Source organism: Litoribrevibacter albus, from assembly GCF_030159995.1.
GTDB classification, from domain to species: domain Bacteria; phylum Pseudomonadota; class Gammaproteobacteria; order Pseudomonadales; family Litoribrevibacteraceae; genus Litoribrevibacter; species Litoribrevibacter albus.
The window spans coordinates 238,429-261,595 of sequence record NZ_BSNM01000015.1 but is presented as its reverse complement, the minus strand read 5'-3'; the positions used below and the strand labels follow the sequence as shown (position 1 = coordinate 261,595).

Here is a 23,167-nt window from a genome sequence, read left to right as displayed (position 1 = left end):
CAAGGCGGCAATATGAGATTTATAAAAAGCAGGAAGCAGAAAGCAGAAAGCAGGAAGCAGGAAGCAGGAAGCAGGAAGCAGGAAGCAGGAAGCAGGAAGCAGGAAGCAGGAAGCAGGAAGCAGGAAGCAGGAAGCAGGAAGCAGGAAGCAGGAAGCAGGAAGCAGGAAGCAGGAAGCAGGAAGCAGGAAGCAGGAAGCAGGAAGCAGGAAGCAGGAAGCAGGAAGCAGGAAGCAGGAAGCAGGAAGCAGGAAGCAGGAAGCAGGAAGCAGGAAGCAGGAAGCAGGAAGCAGGAAGCAGGAAGCAGGAAGCAGGAAGCAGGAAGCAGGAAGCAGGAAGCAGGAAGCAGGAAGCAGGAAGCAGGAAGCAGGAAGCAGGATAAAGTTAGTTGCGTAGAAACTCTACGCAACCCTCTATTTACATTAATTAATACAGCTACTTTAACTTATAGATCAGACCAGGGCGGCACTGGATCATCTCATAGATGTGATTCAACCCGGTCAGAGATTCTGTCGCCCCAATCACCAAATACCCATTAGGATTAAGCTGGCGTCCCAGACGAGTTAAAATATCCTGCTTTTGTTCTGCCGAGAAATAAATCAACACATTCCGGCAGAAAATAATATCGAACTTACCCAGACTGGCATACGAACTTAACAAGTTAAGCGAACGAAAATCGACCCGGGATTTGATATCCCGATTAACTGTCCAGGAAGCATCCGGGTTTTCGGTGAAATACCGCTTTTGAAGATCCGCATCTAAGCCACGAGCAAGAGCCAATTTTTCATAACTGCCACGTTTCGCCTGCTCCAGAATCTCAGAAGACAAATCCGTCGCGAGGATTTGAGCTTGATTCACCCGCTTCCCCGGATTGGTACGATTGTACTCATCCACCATCATACTCATGGAGTAAGGTTCCTGCCCTGAAGAGCACGCCGCCGACCAAATGCGAAGGCTACTTTTCTTTTGAGAAACAAACTCAGGAAAAATGATTTCTTTCAAAATACGATAGGGATGCTTATCTCTAAACCATAAGGTCTCATTCGTTGTCATTGCATCAATGACACGCTCTTTAAGTCGACCGTTAAACTTAACCTTAGAAAGTAAATCTTTTAAATCATGCAAATCAGCTTCTTGCATGATCTTTCTTAGACGGCTAGCAACCAAGTATTGTTTATTGTCACCCAGCACAATGCCGGACTCATTTTCAAGAAACTGCCTGAACTGATCAAAGTCGTTCTTTTCAAAACGTATTGAGCCAGATATTGACATCCACTACCTCAGAAACAAAGAAAAAGGGAGAGTCTACTCTCCCCCTTTATACACAGGATTGTAATCACCTTTAAGCACATTAACGGCTTTAGAGGCCAAGCTATCAGGACTGAACTTCGCCATAAAGTCGTCTGCGCCGACTTTTTCAACCATCGCATGATTGAACACCCCACTGAGCGATGTGTGCAACATAATGTGCAACTCACTCATATTAGGGTCAGCTTTCACCGCTGACGTTAAGGTGTAACCATCCATTTCGGGCATTTCAATATCCGAAATCATCATGATGTACTTATCTGCCGGATTGATCCCTTGCTCAACCAGAGCTTTCAAGTGCTCAAGGGCTTCAGCCCCGTTCTTAAATAATGTCGTCTCTAAACCTACGGACTCCATACATTTTTGAACCTGCTTACGAGCAACGGAGGAATCGTCCACAATCAGAATGTGGCCTAGATCTTCATCGTCTTCCTGAGGAATCTCTTCAAGAATTTCATCACTGATAGCATCACCAGAAGGTACCACCTCAGCAATTACTTTCTCCACATCAATGATTTCGACCAATTTACCATCCAACTCGGTAACCGCCGTCAGATAGCTTTCTTTACCCGTACCTGATGGAGGCGGATGAATCGATTCCCAGTTAGTGTTCACGATGCGCTCAACAGAGCTCACCAGGAATCCCTGAACCGTACGGTTATATTCCGAAATAATAACAAAACTGTTTTCGACATTTGGCAAGGGAGCTGCGCCAGTTGCCATACTCAAATCGAGAATAGGAATCGTCCCACCGCGAATATGAGCAACTCCTCTGACAACAGGGTTTAACTTCGGCATCATTGTTAACTTAGGGCACTGAAGCACTTCCTTAACCTTGAATACATTAATGCCATAAACCTGGGATGTACCCAATTTAAATAACAGCAATTCCAGACGGTTCTGACCAACCATCTGAGTTCTGGAATTTACTGTGTCTAATACACCGGCCATTAATTTAATTCTCCCAATAAGAATCGAACGGCTTAATCATAGTAAGCATACCCCAAAAGCTATGAAACTAAACGATTATGTTCATTCATCGCTATCGGCAGTCTGGTTCGATTCTTGAAATTTAATGTACAAAAGAAACATTTAACATCGAGTTTTTTGTACTTACCCGGTAAAGATGCCCCTCATTTTATAAGATTCACACCTCAACCGTGGCATAAGGCTTGCTTGGTTAAACATAACAAAAACAAAGCGGCAAAAAGATGACACTTGGTATAACTATGCTTCACAAACTACTTGTAATAAAGTCTAGCCGATTCCTGGAAAAGGCAAAGCAAATTACAGGCGCATCGTGTGCGATGGTCTTACTTTCTCTCTCGACATCGACATTAGCCGCCGGCACAGTGGGCTATCAGACACAAGACGTTCAGGTTATCCCGGAGTTAATGGTGAACTTCATTACTAACGAGATGACAACAGCAGGCATTAACACCACAGATCTCGACTTTTACCCACAAAAAATCAGCCAACGCTTGAAATTACCGAACTGTAAAGCGCCTCTAGATTTCTACAAAGAAGGGTCAAAAACCAGCTTTTATGGCCGCAACACCATTAAGGTGAGTTGCGCCACACCCAACTGGAGCTTTTACAGCAGTGTCACGGTTAAAGCCTATGGGCAAGTATTAACCGCCGCCTCTCCTATTTCGAAAGATGAAATCATTACTCAGGAACACTTACAGATCACGCGCATGGATCGCTCCAAAATCACAGGCAACAGCCTGACAGATGCAAGTTCCATTCTGGGTCTGTCCGCTAAACGTCCAATACGGCAAGGTCAGATCCTAAAAGCTCAACAGTTTGAGCAACCCAAGCTTATCGAACGGGGTGACGGTGTCATAATTCAGGCGGTCGGAAAAGCGATGACAGTCAGTACCGCAGGCGAGGCATTAAGTCACGGTCGGCTGGGTGAAAACATACGAGTTAGAAACATCAAATCAGACAGAGAAATCATTGCAAAAGTTAAGAGTAAAGACACGGTTGTTGTGATGTTATACTGATGCCCAAATTATCGTGGTAAACCTTAGAAAAAACTGACTTTAACACTAAAGTTAACAGTAGAGCTGCCGATATAACCGAGTGAAGGTAATTCAATTTCGCGGAAAGGCTGGAGAACACTATGGAAATCAACAACCTTAATATTAATAGCAGTAGCCATAAGGCTAAGCAAGCCGATGGGTCTACATCTGGCAAAAGCAAGGTTTCTACTGAGAAAGCTCAACCTGAAAGTGGTGAAACTGTATTCATCAGTTCAGAAAGTAAAGCACTGAAAGATCTGGAAGCATCCATCAAAGCAGAACCAGATTTTGATGTGGAAAAAGTAGAACGCATTAAAGCCGATATCGCCGAAGGCAAATTTGTCATCGACGACGAAGCATTAGCGAACAACATTATCGAGTTTGATGACCTTCTGGGTTAACGGTCAGCGTATTCACTGATATGCACCTCGTTCACACAGAGCAATCAGACTCATCCATGAAAGGATCGAATTAATGTCTGAGAATATTGAGAAAGCACGTGACATCATTCTACACGGAATTGATGATGATCTAATCACGTTATCAGAAATGAAAACCCTGCTTTCTGATGAACGCTCTGCGCTTGAGAATCGAGACATAGAAACCATCAAGCAAATCAGTGTTAAAAAAGCTGAACTGACGGATGTGCTCACCATGCGTGCGAATCAGAGATCAGAAGTTCTCGCTTCGTTAGGCTTGGATAATGACGAAACCGGCATATACACGCTGTTTGAAGGAGCCCCGCGAAACCGCCTCGATCAAGCATGGTCAGAACTGAAAGCTGAATTACAAGCTTGTCAGGACGCCAATGAGATCAACAGCAAGGTTGCGTCGAGAATTCGTCATTCCATGCAGCACATCCTAAAAATCATTCAAGGCAAGTCTGAAAAGCCAAATTTATACAATCCTTTAGGCAGTACAGCAGCTGTTATTACAGGGAATTTAATCGGTGAAGCGTAAATGTAAGTGATCCGGGCCAACAGCCTACAGACAGAATGTGATCACAACATTTGACCTTTTACCAAGAGCTAATTAATTTATTCACTTGGATAAATTAATTAGCACAGGAAGTAATGGGTAGTACTGAATGACCTATAGAATTCTTAAAACACCTGAAGAGCATTACTCGGTACTTCGTACCATCCAGGACAACCGCTACCCTACCACCCTATCATTTCATTCTCATGATCAGGATTATCTTACCCAAGTCATCAAGGCAGACATTAAAAATCGCTGTTTCTTCATCGATGAACTCAAGCCACCCAGTGGGCATAAGCTAGCCGCATCAAAAGAAAGCTTCGATATTATTACCAAGCTTAATGGCGTCGAGATCATCATCAAAGGCGCTCAGATTGTAGGGGCTGGAAAATCCGAAGACGGTACGTTCTACAAGTTAACCTTTCCGGAAGAAATTCTGTACCTTCAAAGACGCCACGCTTTTCGCGTCGATCTTCCCGAAGACAGTGAAGTGTACGCCGAAATTCGAGGCGATGAACATCAATCCACCAGCCATGCCAGGGTATTAGATGTGTCAGCCACAGGTTGTCGTGTAAGACTCAAACAAATGCCGGAACCTCCTTTTGTTCAAGGAGAAATTTTGCCGATGTTTATGCTGAAAATTTCAAAAAGCGTTCAGGTAGAAGGACAAGCGGAATTAAGGTTTGTAGCGCAAGACGAGAAAGACGGCAGCTATCTTCTTGGCATTGAACTAAAAGAACTGTTTGGTTTGGGACACCGTACGATGGAACGGTTTGTAAACGAGCTACAACGAGACGCCCGAAAGCAGAAATTCGAATAAGCCGGCTCAGGTTCTTAATCAACGACCTCCAGACCGCCTCCAAAAATCAATAATCAATTGAGCAAGACTAGCGGCTACCCCCTCTCAGAAGCTATAACGCCTGATTTAATCCGGCATCTAACAGCTTCTGATGCAGTTCAGGCTCAGACTTGGCCCGTTCAAAGTCAGCCAATTCATCCAAATCCCACAAAGGCTCAGCGAACCAACAACGCCAACCGATCGACTGAAACTGGGCCTTTTGCTGAGCGAATACACGTTCGGTTCCCCACTCAATACCAGTGAACATTTGCTCATGAGTGGTTGTAGCACCTATCGCGATATACCCACCATCCAAAGCAGGCACAAGCACCGAGTCGTAAGTATCCAACGCCTTAAAAGCAGTATCAACAACACACTCGCTGATAGAAATTGCATCGCCACCGACAATAATGACCTTCTCATATTCGCTCTGTAACACCTCAAGCGTGGACTTCATTTTATCACCCAAAGTTCCATCGCATTGAAGATGCGTTTTTAGGCCATATGCCTTAATCAAACTCGTAAAAAAAGGGTGATCCAAATGTTTGGAGGCACTTAGAAAACAGTCCCAACGACTTGATTGAGTTAACGTGCGGCAAATCGTCTTCAACATGGCTTGGTAGACATTTAACGCAGCCGAGTTGCCCAAATCCTTTGCCAGTCGAGTCTTCACTTCGCCCGCAATAGGCGCTTTGGAAAAGATCACCAGCGCACAAGAGGCAGATTTCTTCACCTGATCTTCAGACATCATGCTTCATCCTTTTCGCCCATAATACAGCTGATGAATCTTTTGCGGGGATGCACCAAGCCAATAGATCAACCTCAAATACCACATAGTTCTTATCGTCTTGAAGACACCATGAGTGAGCCATTTTCGACTGGAAGTAACGATCGGCTTGTTGGGAATAAATGCCGTTGAAACACGCTTTAACTTCTTGCTCAGTTCAATGTCTTCCATCAACGCCTGATTTGGGAATCCCTCAACTTGAAGGAAAACATCAGCATCTACCAACATCCCCTGATCCCCAGTACAAATAGAAGTTAAGCGGCTTCGCCAGTTCATCATAAACGCCACCATTCGAAGCGTTTTCATATCCTGATCGAGACGGACATTGAATCGCCCCCAACGGCATTGCGATTGCTTGAGGTAGCCATGAAGATCCTCCGACAAATCCTCTTCAATACGAGTGTCAGCATGGAGGAACCATAACACCTCGCCTTTCACGAACCGGACACCATAATTCATTTGACCTGCGCGTTGCGGCGCACATCGCACCAAGCGGGCTTTGGCGTATTTCGAAACCAGATCGTTTAACACAGCAAGTCCATCTAACTCAGACGCTGTGTCTAAATCAACATCCTGCCCACCATCCACAACTACAATGTCAGCTATGAATTCATCAAGCGACGTTAAGTCCTCAAGTAACAACGCAAGAGGTTCTGCATCACGATAGACAGGAATGATGACACTGATCTTGGCAGGCAGATCATTCACCATCCAAGGCACCACCACAACTGCTGCCCTGCCCTGCTGTGCAGCCATAACAATGATCCGCTACTTTAATAAGCTGCCCATCAATTGACTGGGCCAATAAATCCCTAACATGTGGTCGTTCTTCGTTGGTTGCATTCAGCGGCATATCCAACATCTGATTGAAGTCACAATCATAGAGATAGCCCTGCCAATCGACACTAACCAACGACTTACACATCAGATTATCTAAATTGCTCTGCGAGAAGTTATCACGCAATAGCGTCATGTATTCAGTAAACTGACCTTTAGCCAGAAGAACGGCACCAAAACGACTGATTGGCATGTTGGTAATGGTGTAAAGATTATCGAAACTGATATCAAAGCGTGTCTGTAATTCTCGCTTATAATCCTGTTCCAACGCTTGCTGAGGCGGCGGCAAGAAAGGCCCGGTTGGGTTATACACCAAACTTAACGGCAGATGATTTTTACCTTTTCCGTAGCCGTGAGCATTCAGCAGTTTCAATGCCTCGACACTTTTTTGATACACCCCTTTACCACGTTGACCGTCCACATTGTCTTCAAGATAACAAGGCAATGAGGCAACCACCTCAACCTGATGTTCTGCCAGAAACTCGGCCAACCACTCATAACCCGGTTCCAACAAAATTGTCAGATTACAGCGATCGATAACTTCCACATTCCGCTTTCTAGCTTCTTCCACCAACCAACGAAAATGCGGGTTCATCTCTGGTGCTCCACCGGTTAGATCCAAAGTCTGAATGCCCAAGTGATCAATGCAATCAATAATGAGCTGCACTACCTCTTCAGACATCAGTTCCGTCCGGTTAGGGCCAGCGTTCACATGACAATGGGTGCAACTTAAATTACATAAATAGCCAAGATTGACTTGAAGAGTCGTTAAAGAATGCCGCTTGATCGACGGAAAATCGGTGGTGATTAATAGAGGTTTGGTATCTTGCATCAGCGCTAATCTTTTTTCATTTATAGTTAATTCCAGCTCAGAAATTCAAAAGCCAGACCACACCAGTTCAGTGTCCTTTAGTTGGAGCCACACTTCAGTAAAATAGTTCCAACGACTTAATGGAGCAATTTGGTACACCATTGAGACTATTAGTCCTTATTAAACAATATCTTAAAAACGATCGAAACGGGTGACATCCCTTTATAAGGACGTTAGAATCTCGTTGGCTTCTCCCCATAGCTCAACAGGATAGAGCGTTCGCCTCCTAAGCGAGTGATCGGGGTTCGAGTCCTCGTGGGGAGGCCATTTAATTTTCATGTTTTATGCCACCAGCAACCGATAAATCAGACGTCCCGCTAGCAACGTCAAAATACACTTAAACAAAAGTTTCATTTGTTTTTCTGGCAACTTCCCCAGGACTTTCAGACCGACTTTGGTACCAATAAAGCCGGAGATCACCATAAGAAACAACAAGCCAAACCACTGTGCAAACGAGAATCCGGCAAAACTGAACACCATAATTTTCAACATGTGCTGCAAAGTCATACAGGTTGAGAAGTTCGCTGTGTAATAGAAGCGATCCATGCTCTTGGTTCTTAACCAACTGGCCACGAGCGGGCCCGTAGCCCCTGCAAACAAGGTAGCCAAGGTGGTGACAAAGCCGCCGCCCACTCGGCCTGAGAAAGAGGCTGACAGTCCGACTTCAGGCACTTTTCCCCAACAGCTATATAGAATAAAAACCGCTATACACCACTGAATGACGGTTTCAGGCACCAAGTGCAGTCCAAAGCTTCCTAATAACGAGGCCAATACCCCGCCTAAAAGAAATGCCTTCACTAAATCCCAGTCAACCGATGAGCGGGTAAGCCATGCCCGGCCTGCATTTGAGGCCATCTGAACGAGGCCATGAACAGGAATTAACACGACTGGCGCAAGGAATTCAGCCATCACGATTATTAAGAAAGCACCACCACCAACACCCAGCGATGCAGTAACTAATGATCCTAGGAAACTGGCAAAGACCAGAACAGCAATGTCCATATAGGAAAGGGAAACGTGGAAAAAAGAGTTGAGAAAAGCATGATCCATCATAAGCATTTACTTTCTAAGATATTGAAGAGCGGCTATTTTTAGTTATACGTTAACACGACTTTAGCCCGTTCAACGCCGGGATCGCGAGTGAGGGTGCAATGCTTATACTAAGAGACCTGCTGGAAAGATACCAACAAATAGGCTCTACACCACTGTACGATGTCATTGGGGATTACTACCTTTACGATGAAAAAGATTATGTCGAACAGTTAAAAGTCTTTGCACATGTATCTCCGACCAACGAACAAAGCATTGAGCAATTGGCTCAGACGCTCATCTCTGTTGCGCTGGAAAGCAAGCATATTCCACTGATCAATCAGGTACTCTCTGAATATCAGCTGGATCAAAAAGAAGGCGTTCAGCTTCTCGCGCTGGCTGAAGGTCTGCTGCGCATCAAAAGCCCGGACACAGCCTATCGCTTCATTCAAGACAAGGTTATGAGTGGCGACTGGGAGTCCCACAAACATAAGAGCGATCATAGTAGTGTAAATCTTGCTACCGAAGGGCTACTGCTTCTCAAGCACTGGCTTAGCGCTTCTTCCGAACGAACGCCCTTCAATTACTGGTTAACAGCCGGTAAAAACTATCTGGCCCAAGAAGCCCTGAAATTGCTGATTAACAAATTAGCCGGCATCTTCATTAAAGGTTCAACCATAGAGTCTGCTTTAGCTAAACCAAAGGATCACACCCAGCATTGTTGTTCGTTTGACATGTTGGGCGAAGCAGCACTGACGGAAGAAGACGCTGATCAGTATCTGGCAAACTATCTTTCGGCCATTAACTCGGTTGGGCTACACCAAAGCAAACACAGCGCCAGTAATGCCTCTTATAATCAACACAGCATATCCATTAAGCTGTCTGCACTGACACCCAAGTTCAATTATCGACACCAAACTCCAGAGCTTCAAAAAACGTTTCTGGTTCGTATTGAGAAGCTTCTGCGAGCCGCCCATGAACAGTCCGTGGCAATCACTCTGGATGCCGAGGAAGCAGATCAACTCGAACTGTCGTTGAAAGTCTTTAATCATCTATTTCACCTTCCTGGCCTAAAAGGCTGGGGAAAACTGGGCATTGCCGTGCAAGCTTATGGTTTCCGGGCGATCCCAACCATTTTGTATTTGTCTGAACTTGCCAAAGAACACAATACCACCATCTCTATTCGGCTGGTGAAAGGGGCCTACTGGGATACAGAAATTCATAAAGCGCAAGAAATGGGATTGTCTGGATATCCGGTTTTTACACAAAAATCGGCGACGGATTTAAATTACCAAGCCTGCTGCCAATTACTGCTAAAACAACAATTAGGAGGCTGGATCAAACCACAATTCGCCACGCATAATGCCGTATCCATAGCATCAATAGTGACCTTAGCTGAAGACCTTGATCCTGAGCATCAACATCTCTTTCCGATTGAATTTCAGCGATTACACGGTATGGGGGAAACCATCTACAGCGCACTCAGTGGTTACAAGAAGCCAGGCAAAGACTACTACTGCAGAAGCTACTGCCCCGTCGGCCCCTACCAAGAACTGCTTCCTTATTTGATCCGAAGAATTCTGGAGAATGGAGCCAATCAATCCTTTTTAAACACCCTTAATCGTTCCAAAACCAAAGTTAACCACCCTGAACTTGCAAGCAATGATATTTCAAACGAAAGCCTTTCAAATGAGAATATAACGAACACTGTTTTTACGGAGAATCATCCTACGTCTTCATCAGTTGAAGCCGACTTGCAGCTCCGCCCAGAGGATAAACACACGCAAGATCAAGTGAACGACAAACCGGCCATTGAGACGCCAAACGAATATTCACCTCTGCCCTCTGCTTCCATCGACGATGAAAATATTTTCCACAAACTTCCAATTCACGGAATCATTCAATACGATCGTTTTCGCCCTGAATTCCCTTTACCCAATGATATATACCAACCCTGGTTAGATGGCTCACTAGGGATGAATGTGAATCACCCCAATCATCAAGCAATGCTGGCAACAAAAAGTGGAGAGTTTTTCGATAAGCTATACAAAGTACAACCGGAAATCCCTGATCATATTCATCATAAAGAAGATGTAGAGACAATATTTTCGCCAGATCAACAACACTTCAGAATAGGTCTTTGCCATACCCTTAATCACATTGATCAGTCAGCACTGTACGAAACCCTCAAGCAACCACCCAAGTGGCAGCAATACCCACCGGAACAACGTATAGACATCATCCGACAGTTCGCCAACAGCCTTGAAAACAACAAATATGAGTTAATCTCTCTTTGCATTCATGAAGCAGGTAAAACCTGGCAAGACGCGATTGCAGAACTGAGAGAAGCCATCGACTTCTGCCATTATTACGCGCAACAGTACGATACTCTCAGCAAACCAGTTCCATTACCGCATACAGCTAACGAACGAAATCAACTGTGCTACAAGTCCAAAGGTAATTTTCTCTGCATCAGTCCCTGGAACTTCCCCATAGCTATTTTGGTGGGACAAGTTGTTGCTGCTCTGTTACCTGGTAATCGGGCCTTGATAAAGCCCGCACCGCAAACCCGAATATGCGGCCACAAAATTTATGAATTGTTAATCAACTGTGGCGTACCAAAAGACAGTGTGTATTTCCTTCCGGCAACCAATCAACTTAGCCAACAATTGGTTGGTAACCGGGGCATTGATGGCGTAGCTTTTACCGGGTCACTGCAGACCGCACGTACAATTCAAAAAGAATTACTTGATCAGCGTTCCTACCCTATTCCGTTGATTGCAGAAACCAGCGGTTTAAACTGCATGATTACGGACGACTCCATTTTAACGGAACAGATGGTGAAGGATGTGGTTTCGTCAGCCTTTGGCTCGGCCGGTCAACGCTGCTCAGCGCTCAGAGTACTATTTCTGCATGAAAGCATTTATCAGGAAAGCATCAGAGCCATCAAAGGCGTGATGTCACAACTCACTGTCGATCATCCCAAACAGCTCAACACCGATTTGGGGCCAATTATTGATGACAGTGCACTGACGCGCCTTAAAACCTATATTGACGAACGAAGCGCCGAAAACAAAGTGTTATTCCAGCAACCGCTGACCAACACTGAAGGCTACTTTTTCGCCCCAGCCTTGATCGAATTAACCCGGCTTAGTGAGTTAAATGGTGAACATTTTGGTCCGATCTTACATGTTATTAAATATCAATCGAACGAAATAGATCAGCTCATTGAGGATATTGAAGAGTCCGATTACGCGCTTACACTTGGAATCCACAGTCGCGACAAACATTGGATTGATTTCCTCTGTTCCCGCTTAAACATGGGGAATATTTATATCAACCGACACATCACAGGCGCACAAGTAGCAGCGCAACCCTTCGGCGGTCATAAAAAGTCAGGCTCAGGATTCAAAGCAGGTGGACCAAATTATTTACTTCAATTCGTCAATGAACAATGCATTTCAGAGAACATTGCTGCAATTGGCGGGAACGTACTACTTGTGACTCAATCAGGATTAAATTAACAGATTAACAATAGAGGTAGGATCAATTACGCGGTTGCTTCTTCAATCTCTGTCAACGTAATGAGAGCTTCTTCATTACTCTTACCACACACCCAGTCCACGGACGCAAATTCCAGGCAAACTTTCGGGCGTTCCGGCAACCCAAATAACTTACATAAGTTATTTTCATCCAATTGAATGCAACGAACACCGGCAGGTTTCCCATCCTCCATACCGGGAATCGCACTGGAAATAGAAGGTGCAATACAACAGGCACCACACCCTAAACGACATTCCATAACTCAACACTCACACAGGATTCAAAGTAAGAAGGCTTACACGACATAAGGGCACTATTCTACATCAACTCGCGTTTCTTTCAGAGTGGCGTCTGTCGAGGGCTGGATATACTGAATAATCACAAACGTTTTTAAACATTCAGAACGATAAAAAAATCAATAAAGCTAGAACTGTGCCGTAGTTATTAACTGCAAGTACAACGGCTGTTAGAAGTAGAGGGAAGAACAATGAAGTATCTTCAAAGAATTAGCTGGTTTCCATCTGAACAAAAGGTCATTTTCAGAGACAACGAAAACACTCGAAACTGGATTTCATTTAAAAGCATACGAGAGATTGCACACAAAGAAAGAGCCGATGTTTGGTGGTGTTCGGAAGGCGATTTTGAGTTTGTCATGCTTAGATCACCGGACTAAAATACGTGGCAAATCGAGACAAACGCTTTTTAAAAGCTATAATCTCAATATAGAACTCGCCTAACGTGGTCCAAGCATGCAATATCTACAAAAAATTAATTCCTGGCGTGATAAAAACGAAAAGCTGATTCTTCGAGATTCAGATCAGACTTTTTATGTGTCAGCAAAAGCCGCAATGGCTAAAGCGCAGAGCGTTGATAAAGACATTTGGCAGTGTTCTGAGAACGGCCACCTTTTCTACGTGTTAAGAGAAAAAGACGTGGCCTGATCATTAATGCCCTAGGGCATTAATCTTCCTCTAGTAATTTCCCTAACATCGCATGATAAATGTCTTTATCACCAATATAACCCGTGACCCTCTGGTTTTCCTGAACCAAGACACCATGCCCAGTGTAGTAGCGAATCTCCATGACCTCTTTCATAGAGACCTTAGACGATACAATGGCGGGCAGCTTTTCCAAGGTCTCGATAGCCTGTAAGCCGTCCCACAGCTGTAACGGATACTCTTTATCGCCATAACGAACCTGGCTTTCCACTGGCGATGAACCTTCCTTCAACCAATAATCATGGCGTTTACTAAGCAGGTATTCACCATTTACTTGATCCAACGTATCCAAAGGTCGCAGTAAAGAACCTGCCTTAACCACTTCCGTGGGATTAGTATGTGCAACAAAGTCTTTCACATAATCATTAGCTGGGTTCAGAACGATATTTTCCGGCGTATCATGTTGAACAATTTCACCGTCTTTCATGATCGCGATGTGATTGCCCAGTTTTAATGCCTCATCGAGATCATGACTGACGAAAATCACGGTTTTCTGCAACTGTTCCTGAAGTCTCAATAATTCGTCCTGAAGTTGTGCCCGGATCAAAGGATCTAACGCTGAAAACGGTTCATCCATCAAAATAATGTCCGTTTCCATGGCCAAGGCACGGGCTAAACCTACTCGCTGCTGCATCCCACCGGACAGCTCGGAAGGCTTCATATCAGCCCACTGAGTTAAACCAACCAGTTCTAGCTGGTTTTTGGTTTTCTCACGAATGTCTTTCTTCGATAAGCCTTTTTGCTCCAACCCGAACGCAACATTTTGAGCAACCGTCAGCCACGGCATCAAGGCAAACTTCTGAAACACCATAGTGATTTTATTCATTCGAATGTTGCGTTGCTCGGCTTCGGTCAGGCTCATAAAGTCCTGCATGCCATCGTCTGTTTCGATCAGGACTTCTCCGCGAGCCACCGAATTTAATCCATTGGCTGTACGCAATAAGCTGGATTTCCCAGAACCGGACAGACCCATTAACACACAAATTTCACCTTTTGCCACAGACAAACTGGCATTTCGAACACCGGCCGTCAGACCCGTTTCATCCAGGATCTCAGATCGACTCAGCCCCCGATCCAACAAAGGTAAAGCTCGCTCAGGCTGCTTTCCAAAAACGACATCAACATTCTTAAATTCAATCATATCTACTACTTTACCGTACTGAATTAACGGGCTGGTTTCGGTGTCTTTTGTGTGTATCTATTTGGTTTTGAACAGGCGATCGAGCATGATCGCAAGCAATACAATCGCTAATCCGGCCTCAAAGCCCGTCGCGATGTCTACCGTATTCAGCGCACGAACTACCGGCTTACCTAAGCCGTCCGCGCCGACCAGCGCAGCAATAACCACCATAGATAACGACAACATGATGCACTGAGTAATACCGGCACGAATGCTGGACATTGCCGCAGGAATTTCAATCTGCGTTAACAAACGCTGCTTGGTACAACCAAACGCCTGCCCTGCTTCCAACAACTCTTGCGGTACTTCACTGATTCCCAGATAGGTCAATCGAATCGGCGCTGCAATGGCGAAGACGATGGTAGAGATTAAGCCGGGAACAACCCCTAAGCCAAACAAAGTCAGAGTCGGAATTAAATACACAAACGTCGGAATGGTTTGCATCAAATCCAGGACCGGCCGAAGAATCTTAAACAGCCAGGGTCGGTGAGCCGCTGCGATACCAATTGGCACACCAATCAAAACACAGAAGCCCGTGGCAAACAGAACCAGTGATAAGGTTTCAATGGTTTCCTGCCAGTACCCTAAATTCCATATCAGAATCAACGACACAGTAGAAAACAACGCCGTACCCCAATGCCGCTGTCGCCAAATGGCAAACGCAGCAATCACCAGGATCAACAACCAGGGAGGCATCATACTCAGCACATCAACCAAGCCTTCAATCATGGTCTCAAGCACGATAGACAAGCTATCAAAGAAGGCGCCGCTGTGCTCAATCAGAACATCGATTGATTCTTCAGCCCAATCACCCACGGGTAATTTATTTTCTGTAATCCAATTCATAAAACTCAGTTAGACAGTCACAAGATGCGGAGAGACACAATACATTGTGTCTCTCATATAATAGTTTGAATTCTATAAGAAAATTATTTCTTAAGATAAGCTTTAACTGCGGCTTCTGCCGGTTGACCGTTAAGTGTCGCTACGCCACTCAACCAAGAAGATAGTACAGAGATATTGTTGTTTAACCAGGCTTTGGCTGCTGCTTCCGGCTTCTTACCTTCATCTAAAATAGCGGACATCACCTGATTTTCCATAGCCAGAGTGAAGGTCAGATTGGTCAACAACTTACCAACGTTCTTACATTCCTGGGCATAGCCTTTACGAACATTTGTGAAAACACTTGCTCCACCCAAGTTAGGACCGAAGAAGTCATCACCGCCTTCTAGATATGCCAGTTCAAAGTTTGCATTCATCGGGTGTGGTTCCCAACCAAGGAAGACAATCCACTTATCACGCTTGGTTTTACGCTTCACCTGAGACAACATTCCAGCCTCACTGGATTCAACCACTTTGAATCCTTCTAACCCAAAGGCATTTTGGTCAATCATAGACTGAATCAAACGGTTGCCATCATTGCCCGGCTCAATACCATAGATTTTGTGATCAAACTTATCAGCGAATTTGGCGATATCAGCAAACGTCTTTACACCCGCATCGTAAACATACTTTGGAACTGCCAAGGTATATTTAGCACCTTCCAAATTTTTATGAATGGTTTCAACCGTTCCACGCTCGCGATAGGCTTTGATGTCCCCTTCCATAGTTGGCATCCAGTTTCCCAGAAAGACATCAATGTCATTATTTTCCAACGATTTATAAGTCACAGGAACCGACAACAATTGCGTTTTGGTTTTGTAGCCCATCCCTTTCAGCAAAGTAGAAGTAATCGCCGTTGTTGCTGTAATGTCTGTCCAACCCACATCTGAAAAACGAACAGTTTCACATTGATTCGCAGTAGCCGTAGTGGATACGGACAAGGTCGCTGCCGAGAGCAGCACCGAGTAAAGTAAAGATTTTAGTTTCATGGCCTATGCTTTCCTGTTATCGAGTGTATTTATTATTAGCTAATGCTTACGTGTATTTATGACCTGAATTGCTAAAGCCATAACACAGTCAGTATTTGAGCGTTCGCTCCGGTTGCTGACTACGTTGCTTGGTTTGCCAATCCGATTCCATACCGACTTCCGCACTGCTCGGAGCCAAGGTTCCATCCCCTTTAATCAGATCAGCGGCACGTTCAGCCACCATGATGGTGGGCGCATTTAAGTTCCCATTTGGAATGGTTGGAAAGATGGATGAATCCACGACACGAAGCCCATCAATGCCTCGTACTCTTGTTTGCGAATCCACAACAGCCAGGTCATCTTCCCCCATTCGGCAAGAACACGATGGATGATAGGCACTCTCTACGTTCTGTCGTACGAAGTGATCGATTTCCTCATCCGTTCTTACCTGTTCACCCGGTTGAATTTCTCCATCCCGGTATTCATCGAAAGCAGGCTGATTAATGATTTCACGAGTCAGTTTGACACAGTCTCGGAAGCCTTCGATGTCATCTTCATGCTGAAGATAATTAAACAAAATACTTGGCTTAGCCTTCGGATCAGCGCTGGTAATATGAATACGACCACGACTTTTCGGCTTATTATGACCAATGTGTACTTGAAAACCGTGGCCCGCAAAGGCGCTTCGACCATCGTATCGCATGGCGGCTGGTAGGAAGTGATATTGTAAATCCGGCCATTCCACACCCGCTTTTGATCGAATAAAACCGCATGACTCGAAGTGATTGGTAGCTCCCAAGCCATCACGTTTGAAAAACCAACGTGCACCAATCAAAAACTTATTAAACCAATCCAACTTGCTGTTCAGAGTGATTGGCTGCTTACATTTGAATTGGAAGTAGAACTCCAAATGATCCTGAAGATTTTCACCCACGCCCGGCAATTCATGAGTAACCTGAACGCCAGCTTTTTCAAGCACGGCTTTGTTACCAATACCTGATAACTGAAGAATGTGCGGAGAGCCAACCGAACCAGCCGAAAGAATCACTTCTTTCGAACAGCGGACCTCTTCTACGGAGCCCTTGTGCTCATACTTAACACCAACGGCGGCCTTACCTTCCCCCGCAGCCTTGTTTTCCAACCCTGATTTATTTTCCAACAAAACTTTATGCACTAAGGCATGAGTAATCACGGTCAGATTGGAACGTTTCATTGCAGGTCGAAGATAGGCATTCGCCGTAGACCAGCGCACCCCGTCTTTGATCGTCATATGCATCGGACCAAAGCCTTCCTGCTGCTTGCCGTTATAATCCTGAGTGAAGAAATAACCGGCTTGCTGCCCAGCTTTAATAAAGGTTTTGTACAGCGGATTCTTCATTTGGTTGCCGTTATTCACAGCCAAAGGACCACTATCGCCTCGATATTCATCCCCACCAAACGCCCAGGTTTCCGCTTTTTTGAAATACGGCAAGCAATGAGCGTAATCCCATTCCTGAGCCCCATGCTCAGCCCACTCATCAAAATCTTTAGCATGTCCCCGGACATACACCATGCCATTGATCGAAGACGAACCGCCCAATACTTTACCTCTCGGGCAATGCATCTTTCTGTTATCAAGATAAGGCTCGGCGTCCGTCTCAAACTGCCATGCGTATTTCTCCGTATTCATGGGAATAGACAGCGCCGTTGGCATTTGAATAAAAATGCTTCGATCGCTGCCACCCGTTTCCAACAGAAGTACAGAAACGTTCGGATCTTCCGATAAACGATTGGCCAGTACACAACCCGCAGACCCGGCACCAACGATAATGTAGTCGTAACCTTTACTCATCAAACCTTCCTAAAACGGACTCTCCAGTGGATTCATTCCCACGTACACCGCTTTTAATTGGGTGTAATGATTCAAGGTAGCCAGACCATTTTCTCTACCGATACCCGATTGCTTATATCCACCCACAGGCATTTCCGCTGGCGATGCTCCATAAGCGTTGATCCAGCAGATACCGGCTTGCAACTTATGAATAACTCTGTGCGCGCGCTGGATGTTGAGAGTGAACACTCCTGCTGCTAATCCCAGTTCAGTGTCATTTGCTCGTGCAATGACTTCCTGCTCATCGGTAAACGACAGCAAGGACATGACCGGCCCGAAGATCTCTTCACGTACAATTGCCATGTCATCAGCGCAGTCAGCAAATACGGTCGGAGCCACAAAATAGCCATTCGGAGCAGAGTCTGGTGATAAGGCACACCCCCCAGTTAAAAGAGTTGCCCCCTCTGCTTTACCTTGTTGGATATACCCCATGACCAACTCATGATGTTTTTTGGAGATCAGCGCGCCAAAATTCACATCAGGATCGAGCGGATCACCCGCTTTGATGTTGTTTTGGATACGAGTAAGCAACTTCTCTTGGAATTGTGCCATCACGCTTTCGTGAACAAACACGCGCGTACCATTGGTACAAATTTCACCTTGGGTATAGAAGTTGGCTAACATGGCCGCTGAAACCGCCTCGTCAAGATCGGCGTCTTCAAAGACAATCAACGGCGACTTCCCACCGAGTTCCATCGTGACTTCTTTGAGGTTACTCGCAGCATTCGCCATGACTTTCTTACCAGTGCCAACTTCGCCAGTGAAAGAAACTTTGGCAATACCTTGATGCCCCGTCAGTTGTTCTCCTACCCGATGGTCACCCTGAACGACATTGAAAACGCCTGCTGGAACACCCGCTTCAATAAAGATTTCTGCCAGCTTCAGTGCACCCAAGGGTGTTTCTTCTGACGGTTTGAAGACCATGGCATTGCCCGTGGCTAACGCTGGAGCAGATTTCCAACATGCAATTTGAAGAGGATAATTCCAGGCACCTATGCCGGCACACACACCTAAAGGTTCACGGCGGGTATAGTAGAAATCTCCGCCCAAATCTTGTTGATTTCCTTCAATAGAAGGCGCCAGGCCAGCAAAGAACTCAATCGAATCAGCACCGGTAACAACATCAACAACAGATGCTTCTTGCCACGGTTTACCTGTATCCAACACTTCAATACGAGCCAAGTCATCATTGCGCTCCCGTAATAAGGCTACCGCTTTATGAAGGATGCGCGCACGCTCCATGCCAGTCATCGCTGACCATTGCTCGAAACCTGACTGTGCCGACTGAACCGCTTTGTCTACGAGATCCGCATCTGCTTGCTCAACCGCATAGATAACCTCTCCGGTGGCTGGATTAAAAACATCAAAAGTTTCACCCGAAGCGTTAGCAACGTATTCGCCGTGAATAAAGGATCTATATACTGGTTTTTTCATAATGTCTTGATTCAAATAAATGTCTTGGTACAAATATAATTTCGTTAAACACAGTCTTTACTAATAACTGCCTCGACTAAACACTAGAGCAGCGCTCGCAAGAATCGTTTGCATAAATCTGCGGCATGTTGACCATCCAATGTTTTTTCACTTAATGCCCCACGCAGCCATAATCCATCAATCATCGCTGCAATGCTCTCGGCGGCATCATCCACCTGATCTGCGTCCAATAAAGGACGAAGCGAGTACTTAAGATTTGAATGCAATCGGCGCTCATTGACGCGTTGTAATCTTGCCAGCTCAGGTTCATGCATTGCCTGAGACCAAAACGCCATCCAGGTTTTCGCACTATCATCGTCAATCTGAAACTGACAGAAGTTAGCATCAATGATGGCATCCAACCTCGCTAAAGGGTCTTGCTTCGTTACCTCATTCAAACGAGCAAACAGTTCATCTTGCAGAGATTGCAGTAAAAAACGAACGGTTGCTTCCAACAGCTCCTGCTTCCCACCAAAGTAATGACTGATCACTCCAGCGGAAACGCCAGCAATCTTACTAATGCTATTAACTGTAGTACCGTGCAATCCCAAGCGTGCAACCGAAACCAAAGTGGCTTCAATTAACTGAGCTTGTCGGATCGGTTTCATCCCGACTTTAGGCATCACACACCTCGCGACAAAAGCCATGAGATGACAAACACTGGGTTTGCATTAATTTTTCATCTTTTTTAAATGAACATTCAATATAAAAAGAATAGTAATTGTTAGAGCTGTAAATATCAAACACAAACAAAAGATAAAAAACAGACAATGATAAACAACAAACCATAAAGCAACTCAATAATTACTTCATATTCAATAAGTTACAACCAGCCAATGAAAATCAAATTTACATAGTCATCTAAGAATTATTTCTTTTGCACGACAGAGAGTTACAATAATTTTCATAGAACACTATAGAGTTAACGTAAATTTCAGGCACAAAAAAAGCGAGCCGTAGCTCGCTTTTTTTGTGAAATCTTTGAAGATTAGCTGCCTAGAAGCTCAGCTTTCAGGCCGTCGTGTACTGGGTTATCAGACAACCAGATACCGAACATCGCTTTCTTGAATTCCACGCCCTTAACAGTGTCTTTCTTCACACCGTTCTTGGTAACAGTCACACCTTCACCTGGAACATAAACCAAGTCAAAGATGTCACCTTCTTTGATTTCTTCACGGAAAACGTTAATGAACTTTTCAATTTCAGGCTTGATAGCTGCAGTGTTACCACCAGTTGAAAGCTCGAAACCTTCGTTAGTAGCGTTCACCATTTTCTCAGCAGTGATTAGACCTGAAATGATGTGCAAACGTAGAGCCATTGGTTGATCAGCATTTAAAACCTGATCAGCAGTCAAACCTTTGCTTTGAAGGTATAGACCGGCTACGTATAGATCCAAAAACATCTTGTCACGAATGCCTGCACCGTTCAGTACAAGATCGCTACCAGAAGCTTTTAGTTGATCTGGAATTTCAACGTCAGCAATTTGCATAGCTGAAGCGGACATTGCGCAAACCATTGCGCCACATGCGATGATTTTCTTAAACATTTATCTCTGATCCCATATTGTTATTGTTAGTCGTCCAGTACACAGCCGGTTCGGTATCTCACCCTGTGCGCGGTCAAGTGTACTGGTTTGGGCACCACAAAAATGTGGACTGTGTTACACTTTTTTTGAATAAAGCCGCCAAATGTTAAAAGGCGACAAACAGCATAATAGCTGGCCCATTACATACGATCAACAACCTTGATACCTAACAAGTTCAGGCCAGTACACATCGCATTTGCCACGCGTTTGCACAAAGCTAAACGACTGGCACGAACTTCCGCTTCAACACCCTCTTTATTGATCGGACACGCCTCGTAGAAGGTCATGAAATTGCCTGAAAGTTCATAGAGATACGTACACAGAAGGTGTGGAGCACCCTCTTTGGCCACCGCATCTACGACTTCAGAAAACTGCATAAGTTTCATTGCCAAAGTACGCTCTGCCTCATCATGAAGAACAATATCTGCAGAGAACGATTCAAGAGATTCCTCAGCTTTACGGAATACACTTGCCACACGAGTGTAAGCATATTGAAGATATGGAGCCGTATTACCGTCGAAAGACAGCATGTTGTCCCATTCAAAAATGTAATCTGTTGTACGGTTTTTAGATAAATCTGCGTATTTCACAGCACCGATAGACACAGCATCGATGACATCCTGCTTCTGTTGGTCGGTCAGATCGGAACTCTTTGACTCGATCAACGCAGTTGCGCGCTGTTCTGCTTCATCCAACAAGTCAGAAAGCTTAACCACACCACCTGAACGCGTTTTGAATGGACGGCCATCTTTACCCAACATCATACCGAAGGCGTGGTGCTCTAATGACATCGTTTCAGGTACGTATCCAGCCTTACGAACAATCGTCCAGGCTTGCTGTAAGTGCTGAGCCTGGCGAGAATCGATGAAATACAACACACGATCAGCACCCAACTCTTCATGGCGATACTTAGCACATGCAATGTCGGTGGTTGTATATAGGAAACCACCGTCTTTTTTCTGGATGATCACACCCATTGGGTCGCCATCTTTGTTTTTGAATTCTTCAAGGAAGACCACAACCGCGCCTTCATCTTCTACCGCCAATCCTTTTTCTTTCAGATCGGCTACTACGGTTGGCAGCATGTCGTTGTACTGGCTTTCACCCATGACATCATCACGGGTCAAAGTCACATTAAGGCGATCATAGGATTTCTGGTTTTGCTCCATGGTGACATCCACCAGCTTACGCCACATGTCGTTACACCACTGATCCCCGCCTTGCAATTTAACAACGTAATTACGAGCACGCTCGGCAAACTCTTCATCCGAGTCGTATTTTTGTTTTGACTGACGATAAAACTCTTCAAGGTCGGACAGTTCAGATTCCAGCACGTCCGGGTTATCACGCATCAACTCTTCCAAGTGGGCGATCAGCATACCGAACTGTGTACCCCAATCCCCAATGTGATTACAACGAACTACCTTATGACCAAGAAACTCAAGCACACGCACTACAGCGTCGCCGATAATCGTTGAGCGCAAATGACCAACGTGCATTTCTTTCGCAACGTTCGGTGCCGAATAATCCACCGCAACGGTTTGTGACTGCTGACTCTCAACACCGCAACGCTCATCAAATGCTTTTAGCTGATCCGCTACCCAATCTTTGTTTAAGAAGATATTAATGAAACCTGGGCCGGCAATTTCCAACTTATCAATCACGCCGTCCAATGCAACTTTCTCAACCACCTGCTGAGCAAACTCGCGCGGATTCATCCCTAACTTTTTAGCAACAGGCATCACACCATTTGATTGATAATCTCCGAAATTTGCTTTCGCGCTTGGTCGCACCATCCCCTGAGTACCTTCGGGAGCACCTGCAGCAACTAAAGCTTTTGAAAACGCTTGATCTAGAAAATTACGAAGATTCATTTATCAACCTTTAAACAATGGAGAGTTAGAAATATGAGCACTTTGAAGAGATCTTCAAAAGAGGCGCTATTCTACAACACCCAGCTTTGAGTACAAAGCACTCACCGATATTGCCTTCGACAGA

Annotated in this window: 23 protein-coding genes and 1 tRNA gene; 9 read left to right on the top strand and 15 right to left on the bottom strand. The window is 45.0% G+C overall.

Features of this window, described 5'->3' with window-relative positions; genetic code table 11:
* Positions 1-12: 12 nt before the first annotated feature.
* Complete coding sequence (locus tag QQL66_RS13610) at positions 13-537, top strand: hypothetical protein (protein WP_284382113.1); 525 nt, start codon at positions 13-15, stop codon at positions 535-537.
* On the opposite strand, the gene QQL66_RS13605 is transcribed toward QQL66_RS13610, so the two are convergent.
* Together QQL66_RS13605 and QQL66_RS13600 are read right to left on the bottom strand one after the other, a co-directional pair.
* Complete coding sequence (locus QQL66_RS13605; protein WP_284382112.1) at positions 434-1,270, bottom strand: CheR family methyltransferase; 837 nt, start codon at positions 1,268-1,270, stop codon at positions 434-436. The two genes, QQL66_RS13610 and QQL66_RS13605, sit on opposite strands and share 104 nt — an antisense overlap.
* Positions 1,271-1,303: 33 nt before the next feature.
* Positions 1,304-2,257, bottom strand: coding sequence for a chemotaxis protein CheV (locus QQL66_RS13600; protein ID WP_284382111.1), 954 nt, complete (start codon positions 2,255-2,257; stop codon positions 1,304-1,306).
* A gap of 278 nt (positions 2,258-2,535) precedes the next feature.
* Between QQL66_RS13600 and flgA the strand changes: the two genes are divergently transcribed.
* From flgA to QQL66_RS13580, 4 genes are all read left to right on the top strand, one after another.
* Positions 2,536-3,312: a flagellar basal body P-ring formation chaperone FlgA gene (gene flgA / locus QQL66_RS13595; RefSeq protein WP_284382109.1), complete on the top strand. Its 777-nt coding sequence runs from the start codon at positions 2,536-2,538 to the stop codon at positions 3,310-3,312.
* Between the two features lie 119 nt (positions 3,313-3,431).
* Entirely contained in the window at positions 3,432-3,731 is a 300-nt protein-coding gene (gene flgM / locus QQL66_RS13590) for a flagellar biosynthesis anti-sigma factor FlgM (protein WP_284382107.1), read from the top strand.
* Positions 3,732-3,804: 73 nt separating this feature from the next.
* Entirely contained in the window at positions 3,805-4,290 is a 486-nt protein-coding gene (locus QQL66_RS13585) for a flagella synthesis protein FlgN (protein ID WP_284382106.1), read from the top strand.
* 127 nt (positions 4,291-4,417) lie between these two features.
* Positions 4,418-5,128: a flagellar brake protein gene (locus QQL66_RS13580; protein WP_284382105.1), complete on the top strand. Its 711-nt coding sequence runs from the start codon at positions 4,418-4,420 to the stop codon at positions 5,126-5,128.
* Between the two features lie 91 nt (positions 5,129-5,219).
* On the opposite strand, the gene QQL66_RS13575 is transcribed toward QQL66_RS13580, so the two are convergent.
* The 3 genes from QQL66_RS13575 to arsS are packed head-to-tail and all read right to left on the bottom strand — an operon-like array spanning position 5,220 to position 7,602.
* Entirely contained in the window at positions 5,220-5,897 is a 678-nt protein-coding gene (locus QQL66_RS13575; RefSeq protein ID WP_284382104.1) for a TIGR04282 family arsenosugar biosynthesis glycosyltransferase, read from the bottom strand.
* Between the two features lie 3 nt (positions 5,898-5,900).
* A complete protein-coding gene (locus QQL66_RS13570; RefSeq protein ID WP_284382103.1) occupies positions 5,901-6,689 on the bottom strand; it encodes a TIGR04283 family arsenosugar biosynthesis glycosyltransferase in 789 nt (262 codons plus the stop codon).
* Entirely contained in the window at positions 6,634-7,602 is a 969-nt protein-coding gene (gene arsS, locus QQL66_RS13565; protein WP_284382101.1) for an arsenosugar biosynthesis radical SAM (seleno)protein ArsS, read from the bottom strand. Before arsS ends, QQL66_RS13570 begins: the two co-directional genes overlap by 56 nt.
* Before the next feature lie 230 nt (positions 7,603-7,832).
* Between arsS and QQL66_RS13560 the strand changes: the two genes are divergently transcribed.
* Positions 7,833-7,908: transfer RNA gene (locus QQL66_RS13560), tRNA-Arg, on the top strand.
* A gap of 15 nt (positions 7,909-7,923) precedes the next feature.
* Here the strand turns inward: QQL66_RS13560 and QQL66_RS13555 are convergent.
* Positions 7,924-8,694 carry a sulfite exporter TauE/SafE family protein gene (locus QQL66_RS13555; protein ID WP_284382099.1) on the bottom strand — a complete coding sequence of 257 codons (771 nt, stop codon included), beginning with the start codon at positions 8,692-8,694 and terminating at the stop codon, positions 7,924-7,926.
* A gap of 98 nt (positions 8,695-8,792) precedes the next feature.
* Between QQL66_RS13555 and QQL66_RS13550 the strand changes: the two genes are divergently transcribed.
* Positions 8,793-12,194 carry a proline dehydrogenase family protein gene (locus QQL66_RS13550; protein ID WP_284382097.1) on the top strand — a complete coding sequence of 1,134 codons (3,402 nt, stop codon included), beginning with the start codon at positions 8,793-8,795 and terminating at the stop codon, positions 12,192-12,194.
* 26 nt (positions 12,195-12,220) lie between these two features.
* Here QQL66_RS13550 and QQL66_RS13545 read toward each other — a convergent pair whose 3' ends face one another.
* Entirely contained in the window at positions 12,221-12,472 is a 252-nt protein-coding gene (locus QQL66_RS13545) for a YkgJ family cysteine cluster protein (protein ID WP_284382095.1), read from the bottom strand.
* A 228-nt stretch (positions 12,473-12,700) separates the two neighbouring features.
* Between QQL66_RS13545 and QQL66_RS13540 the strand changes: the two genes are divergently transcribed.
* The gene (locus tag QQL66_RS13540) at positions 12,701-12,886 is read left to right on the top strand and encodes a hypothetical protein (protein ID WP_284382094.1); all 186 of its coding nucleotides are present in this window, start codon (positions 12,701-12,703) and stop codon (positions 12,884-12,886) included.
* 76 nt (positions 12,887-12,962) lie between these two features.
* Entirely contained in the window at positions 12,963-13,154 is a 192-nt protein-coding gene (locus QQL66_RS13535; RefSeq protein WP_284382092.1) for a hypothetical protein, read from the top strand.
* Positions 13,155-13,173: 19 nt separating this feature from the next.
* Here QQL66_RS13535 and choV read toward each other — a convergent pair whose 3' ends face one another.
* The 8 genes from choV to argS form a co-directional block, all read right to left on the bottom strand.
* On the bottom strand, positions 13,174-14,352 hold the full coding sequence (gene choV / locus QQL66_RS13530) for a choline ABC transporter ATP-binding protein (protein ID WP_284382090.1): 1,179 nt from the start codon (positions 14,350-14,352) through the stop codon (positions 13,174-13,176).
* Positions 14,353-14,409: 57 nt separating this feature from the next.
* Positions 14,410-15,237 carry a choline ABC transporter permease subunit gene (gene choW / locus QQL66_RS13525; RefSeq protein WP_284382089.1) on the bottom strand — a complete coding sequence of 276 codons (828 nt, stop codon included), beginning with the start codon at positions 15,235-15,237 and terminating at the stop codon, positions 14,410-14,412.
* Between the two features lie 83 nt (positions 15,238-15,320).
* A complete protein-coding gene (locus tag QQL66_RS13520; protein ID WP_284382088.1) occupies positions 15,321-16,262 on the bottom strand; it encodes a choline ABC transporter substrate-binding protein in 942 nt (313 codons plus the stop codon).
* An 88-nt stretch (positions 16,263-16,350) separates the two neighbouring features.
* Positions 16,351-18,072, bottom strand: a complete 1,722-nt coding sequence (gene betA / locus QQL66_RS13515; protein ID WP_284382086.1) for a choline dehydrogenase — start codon at positions 18,070-18,072, stop codon at positions 16,351-16,353.
* 9 nt (positions 18,073-18,081) lie between these two features.
* Entirely contained in the window at positions 18,082-19,545 is a 1,464-nt protein-coding gene (betB, locus tag QQL66_RS13510) for a betaine-aldehyde dehydrogenase (RefSeq protein WP_284382084.1), read from the bottom strand.
* 83 nt (positions 19,546-19,628) lie between these two features.
* Positions 19,629-20,207 (bottom strand): transcriptional regulator BetI, encoded by a 579-nt coding sequence (gene betI, locus QQL66_RS13505; protein ID WP_284382082.1) that lies wholly within the window; start codon positions 20,205-20,207, stop codon positions 19,629-19,631.
* A 365-nt stretch (positions 20,208-20,572) separates the two neighbouring features.
* Complete coding sequence (locus tag QQL66_RS13500; protein ID WP_284382081.1) at positions 20,573-21,088, bottom strand: chalcone isomerase family protein; 516 nt, start codon at positions 21,086-21,088, stop codon at positions 20,573-20,575.
* 221 nt (positions 21,089-21,309) lie between these two features.
* Positions 21,310-23,043 (bottom strand): arginine--tRNA ligase, encoded by a 1,734-nt coding sequence (gene argS, locus QQL66_RS13495; protein ID WP_284382080.1) that lies wholly within the window; start codon positions 23,041-23,043, stop codon positions 21,310-21,312.
* Positions 23,044-23,167 lie beyond the last annotated feature (124 nt).

Excerpts from the sequence above, each read along its gene's own strand:
- QQL66_RS13610 (WP_284382113.1), top strand. The coding sequence starts at position 13 with ATGAGATTTATAAAAAGCAGGAAGCAGAAAGCAGAAAGCAGGAAGCAG.
- QQL66_RS13605 (WP_284382112.1), bottom strand. The coding sequence starts at position 1,270 with ATGTCAATATCTGGCTCAATACGTTTTGAAAAGAACGACTTTGATCAG.
- QQL66_RS13600 (WP_284382111.1), bottom strand. The coding sequence starts at position 2,257 with ATGGCCGGTGTATTAGACACAGTAAATTCCAGAACTCAGATGGTTGGT.
- flgA (WP_284382109.1), top strand. The coding sequence starts at position 2,536 with ATGCTTCACAAACTACTTGTAATAAAGTCTAGCCGATTCCTGGAAAAG.
- flgM (WP_284382107.1), top strand. The coding sequence starts at position 3,432 with ATGGAAATCAACAACCTTAATATTAATAGCAGTAGCCATAAGGCTAAG.
- QQL66_RS13585 (WP_284382106.1), top strand. The coding sequence starts at position 3,805 with ATGTCTGAGAATATTGAGAAAGCACGTGACATCATTCTACACGGAATT.
- QQL66_RS13580 (WP_284382105.1), top strand. The coding sequence starts at position 4,418 with ATGACCTATAGAATTCTTAAAACACCTGAAGAGCATTACTCGGTACTT.
- QQL66_RS13575 (WP_284382104.1), bottom strand. The coding sequence starts at position 5,897 with ATGATGTCTGAAGATCAGGTGAAGAAATCTGCCTCTTGTGCGCTGGTG.
- QQL66_RS13570 (WP_284382103.1), bottom strand. The coding sequence starts at position 6,689 with ATGGCTGCACAGCAGGGCAGGGCAGCAGTTGTGGTGGTGCCTTGGATG.
- arsS (WP_284382101.1), bottom strand. The coding sequence starts at position 7,602 with ATGCAAGATACCAAACCTCTATTAATCACCACCGATTTTCCGTCGATC.
- QQL66_RS13555 (WP_284382099.1), bottom strand. The coding sequence starts at position 8,694 with ATGATGGATCATGCTTTTCTCAACTCTTTTTTCCACGTTTCCCTTTCC.
- QQL66_RS13550 (WP_284382097.1), top strand. The coding sequence starts at position 8,793 with ATGCTTATACTAAGAGACCTGCTGGAAAGATACCAACAAATAGGCTCT.
- QQL66_RS13545 (WP_284382095.1), bottom strand. The coding sequence starts at position 12,472 with ATGGAATGTCGTTTAGGGTGTGGTGCCTGTTGTATTGCACCTTCTATT.
- QQL66_RS13540 (WP_284382094.1), top strand. The coding sequence starts at position 12,701 with ATGAAGTATCTTCAAAGAATTAGCTGGTTTCCATCTGAACAAAAGGTC.
- QQL66_RS13535 (WP_284382092.1), top strand. The coding sequence starts at position 12,963 with ATGCAATATCTACAAAAAATTAATTCCTGGCGTGATAAAAACGAAAAG.
- choV (WP_284382090.1), bottom strand. The coding sequence starts at position 14,352 with ATGATTGAATTTAAGAATGTTGATGTCGTTTTTGGAAAGCAGCCTGAG.
- choW (WP_284382089.1), bottom strand. The coding sequence starts at position 15,237 with ATGAATTGGATTACAGAAAATAAATTACCCGTGGGTGATTGGGCTGAA.
- QQL66_RS13520 (WP_284382088.1), bottom strand. The coding sequence starts at position 16,262 with ATGAAACTAAAATCTTTACTTTACTCGGTGCTGCTCTCGGCAGCGACC.
- betA (WP_284382086.1), bottom strand. The coding sequence starts at position 18,072 with ATGAGTAAAGGTTACGACTACATTATCGTTGGTGCCGGGTCTGCGGGT.
- betB (WP_284382084.1), bottom strand. The coding sequence starts at position 19,545 with ATGAAAAAACCAGTATATAGATCCTTTATTCACGGCGAATACGTTGCT.
- betI (WP_284382082.1), bottom strand. The coding sequence starts at position 20,207 with ATGCCTAAAGTCGGGATGAAACCGATCCGACAAGCTCAGTTAATTGAA.
- QQL66_RS13500 (WP_284382081.1), bottom strand. The coding sequence starts at position 21,088 with ATGTCCGCTTCAGCTATGCAAATTGCTGACGTTGAAATTCCAGATCAA.
- argS (WP_284382080.1), bottom strand. The coding sequence starts at position 23,043 with ATGAATCTTCGTAATTTTCTAGATCAAGCGTTTTCAAAAGCTTTAGTT.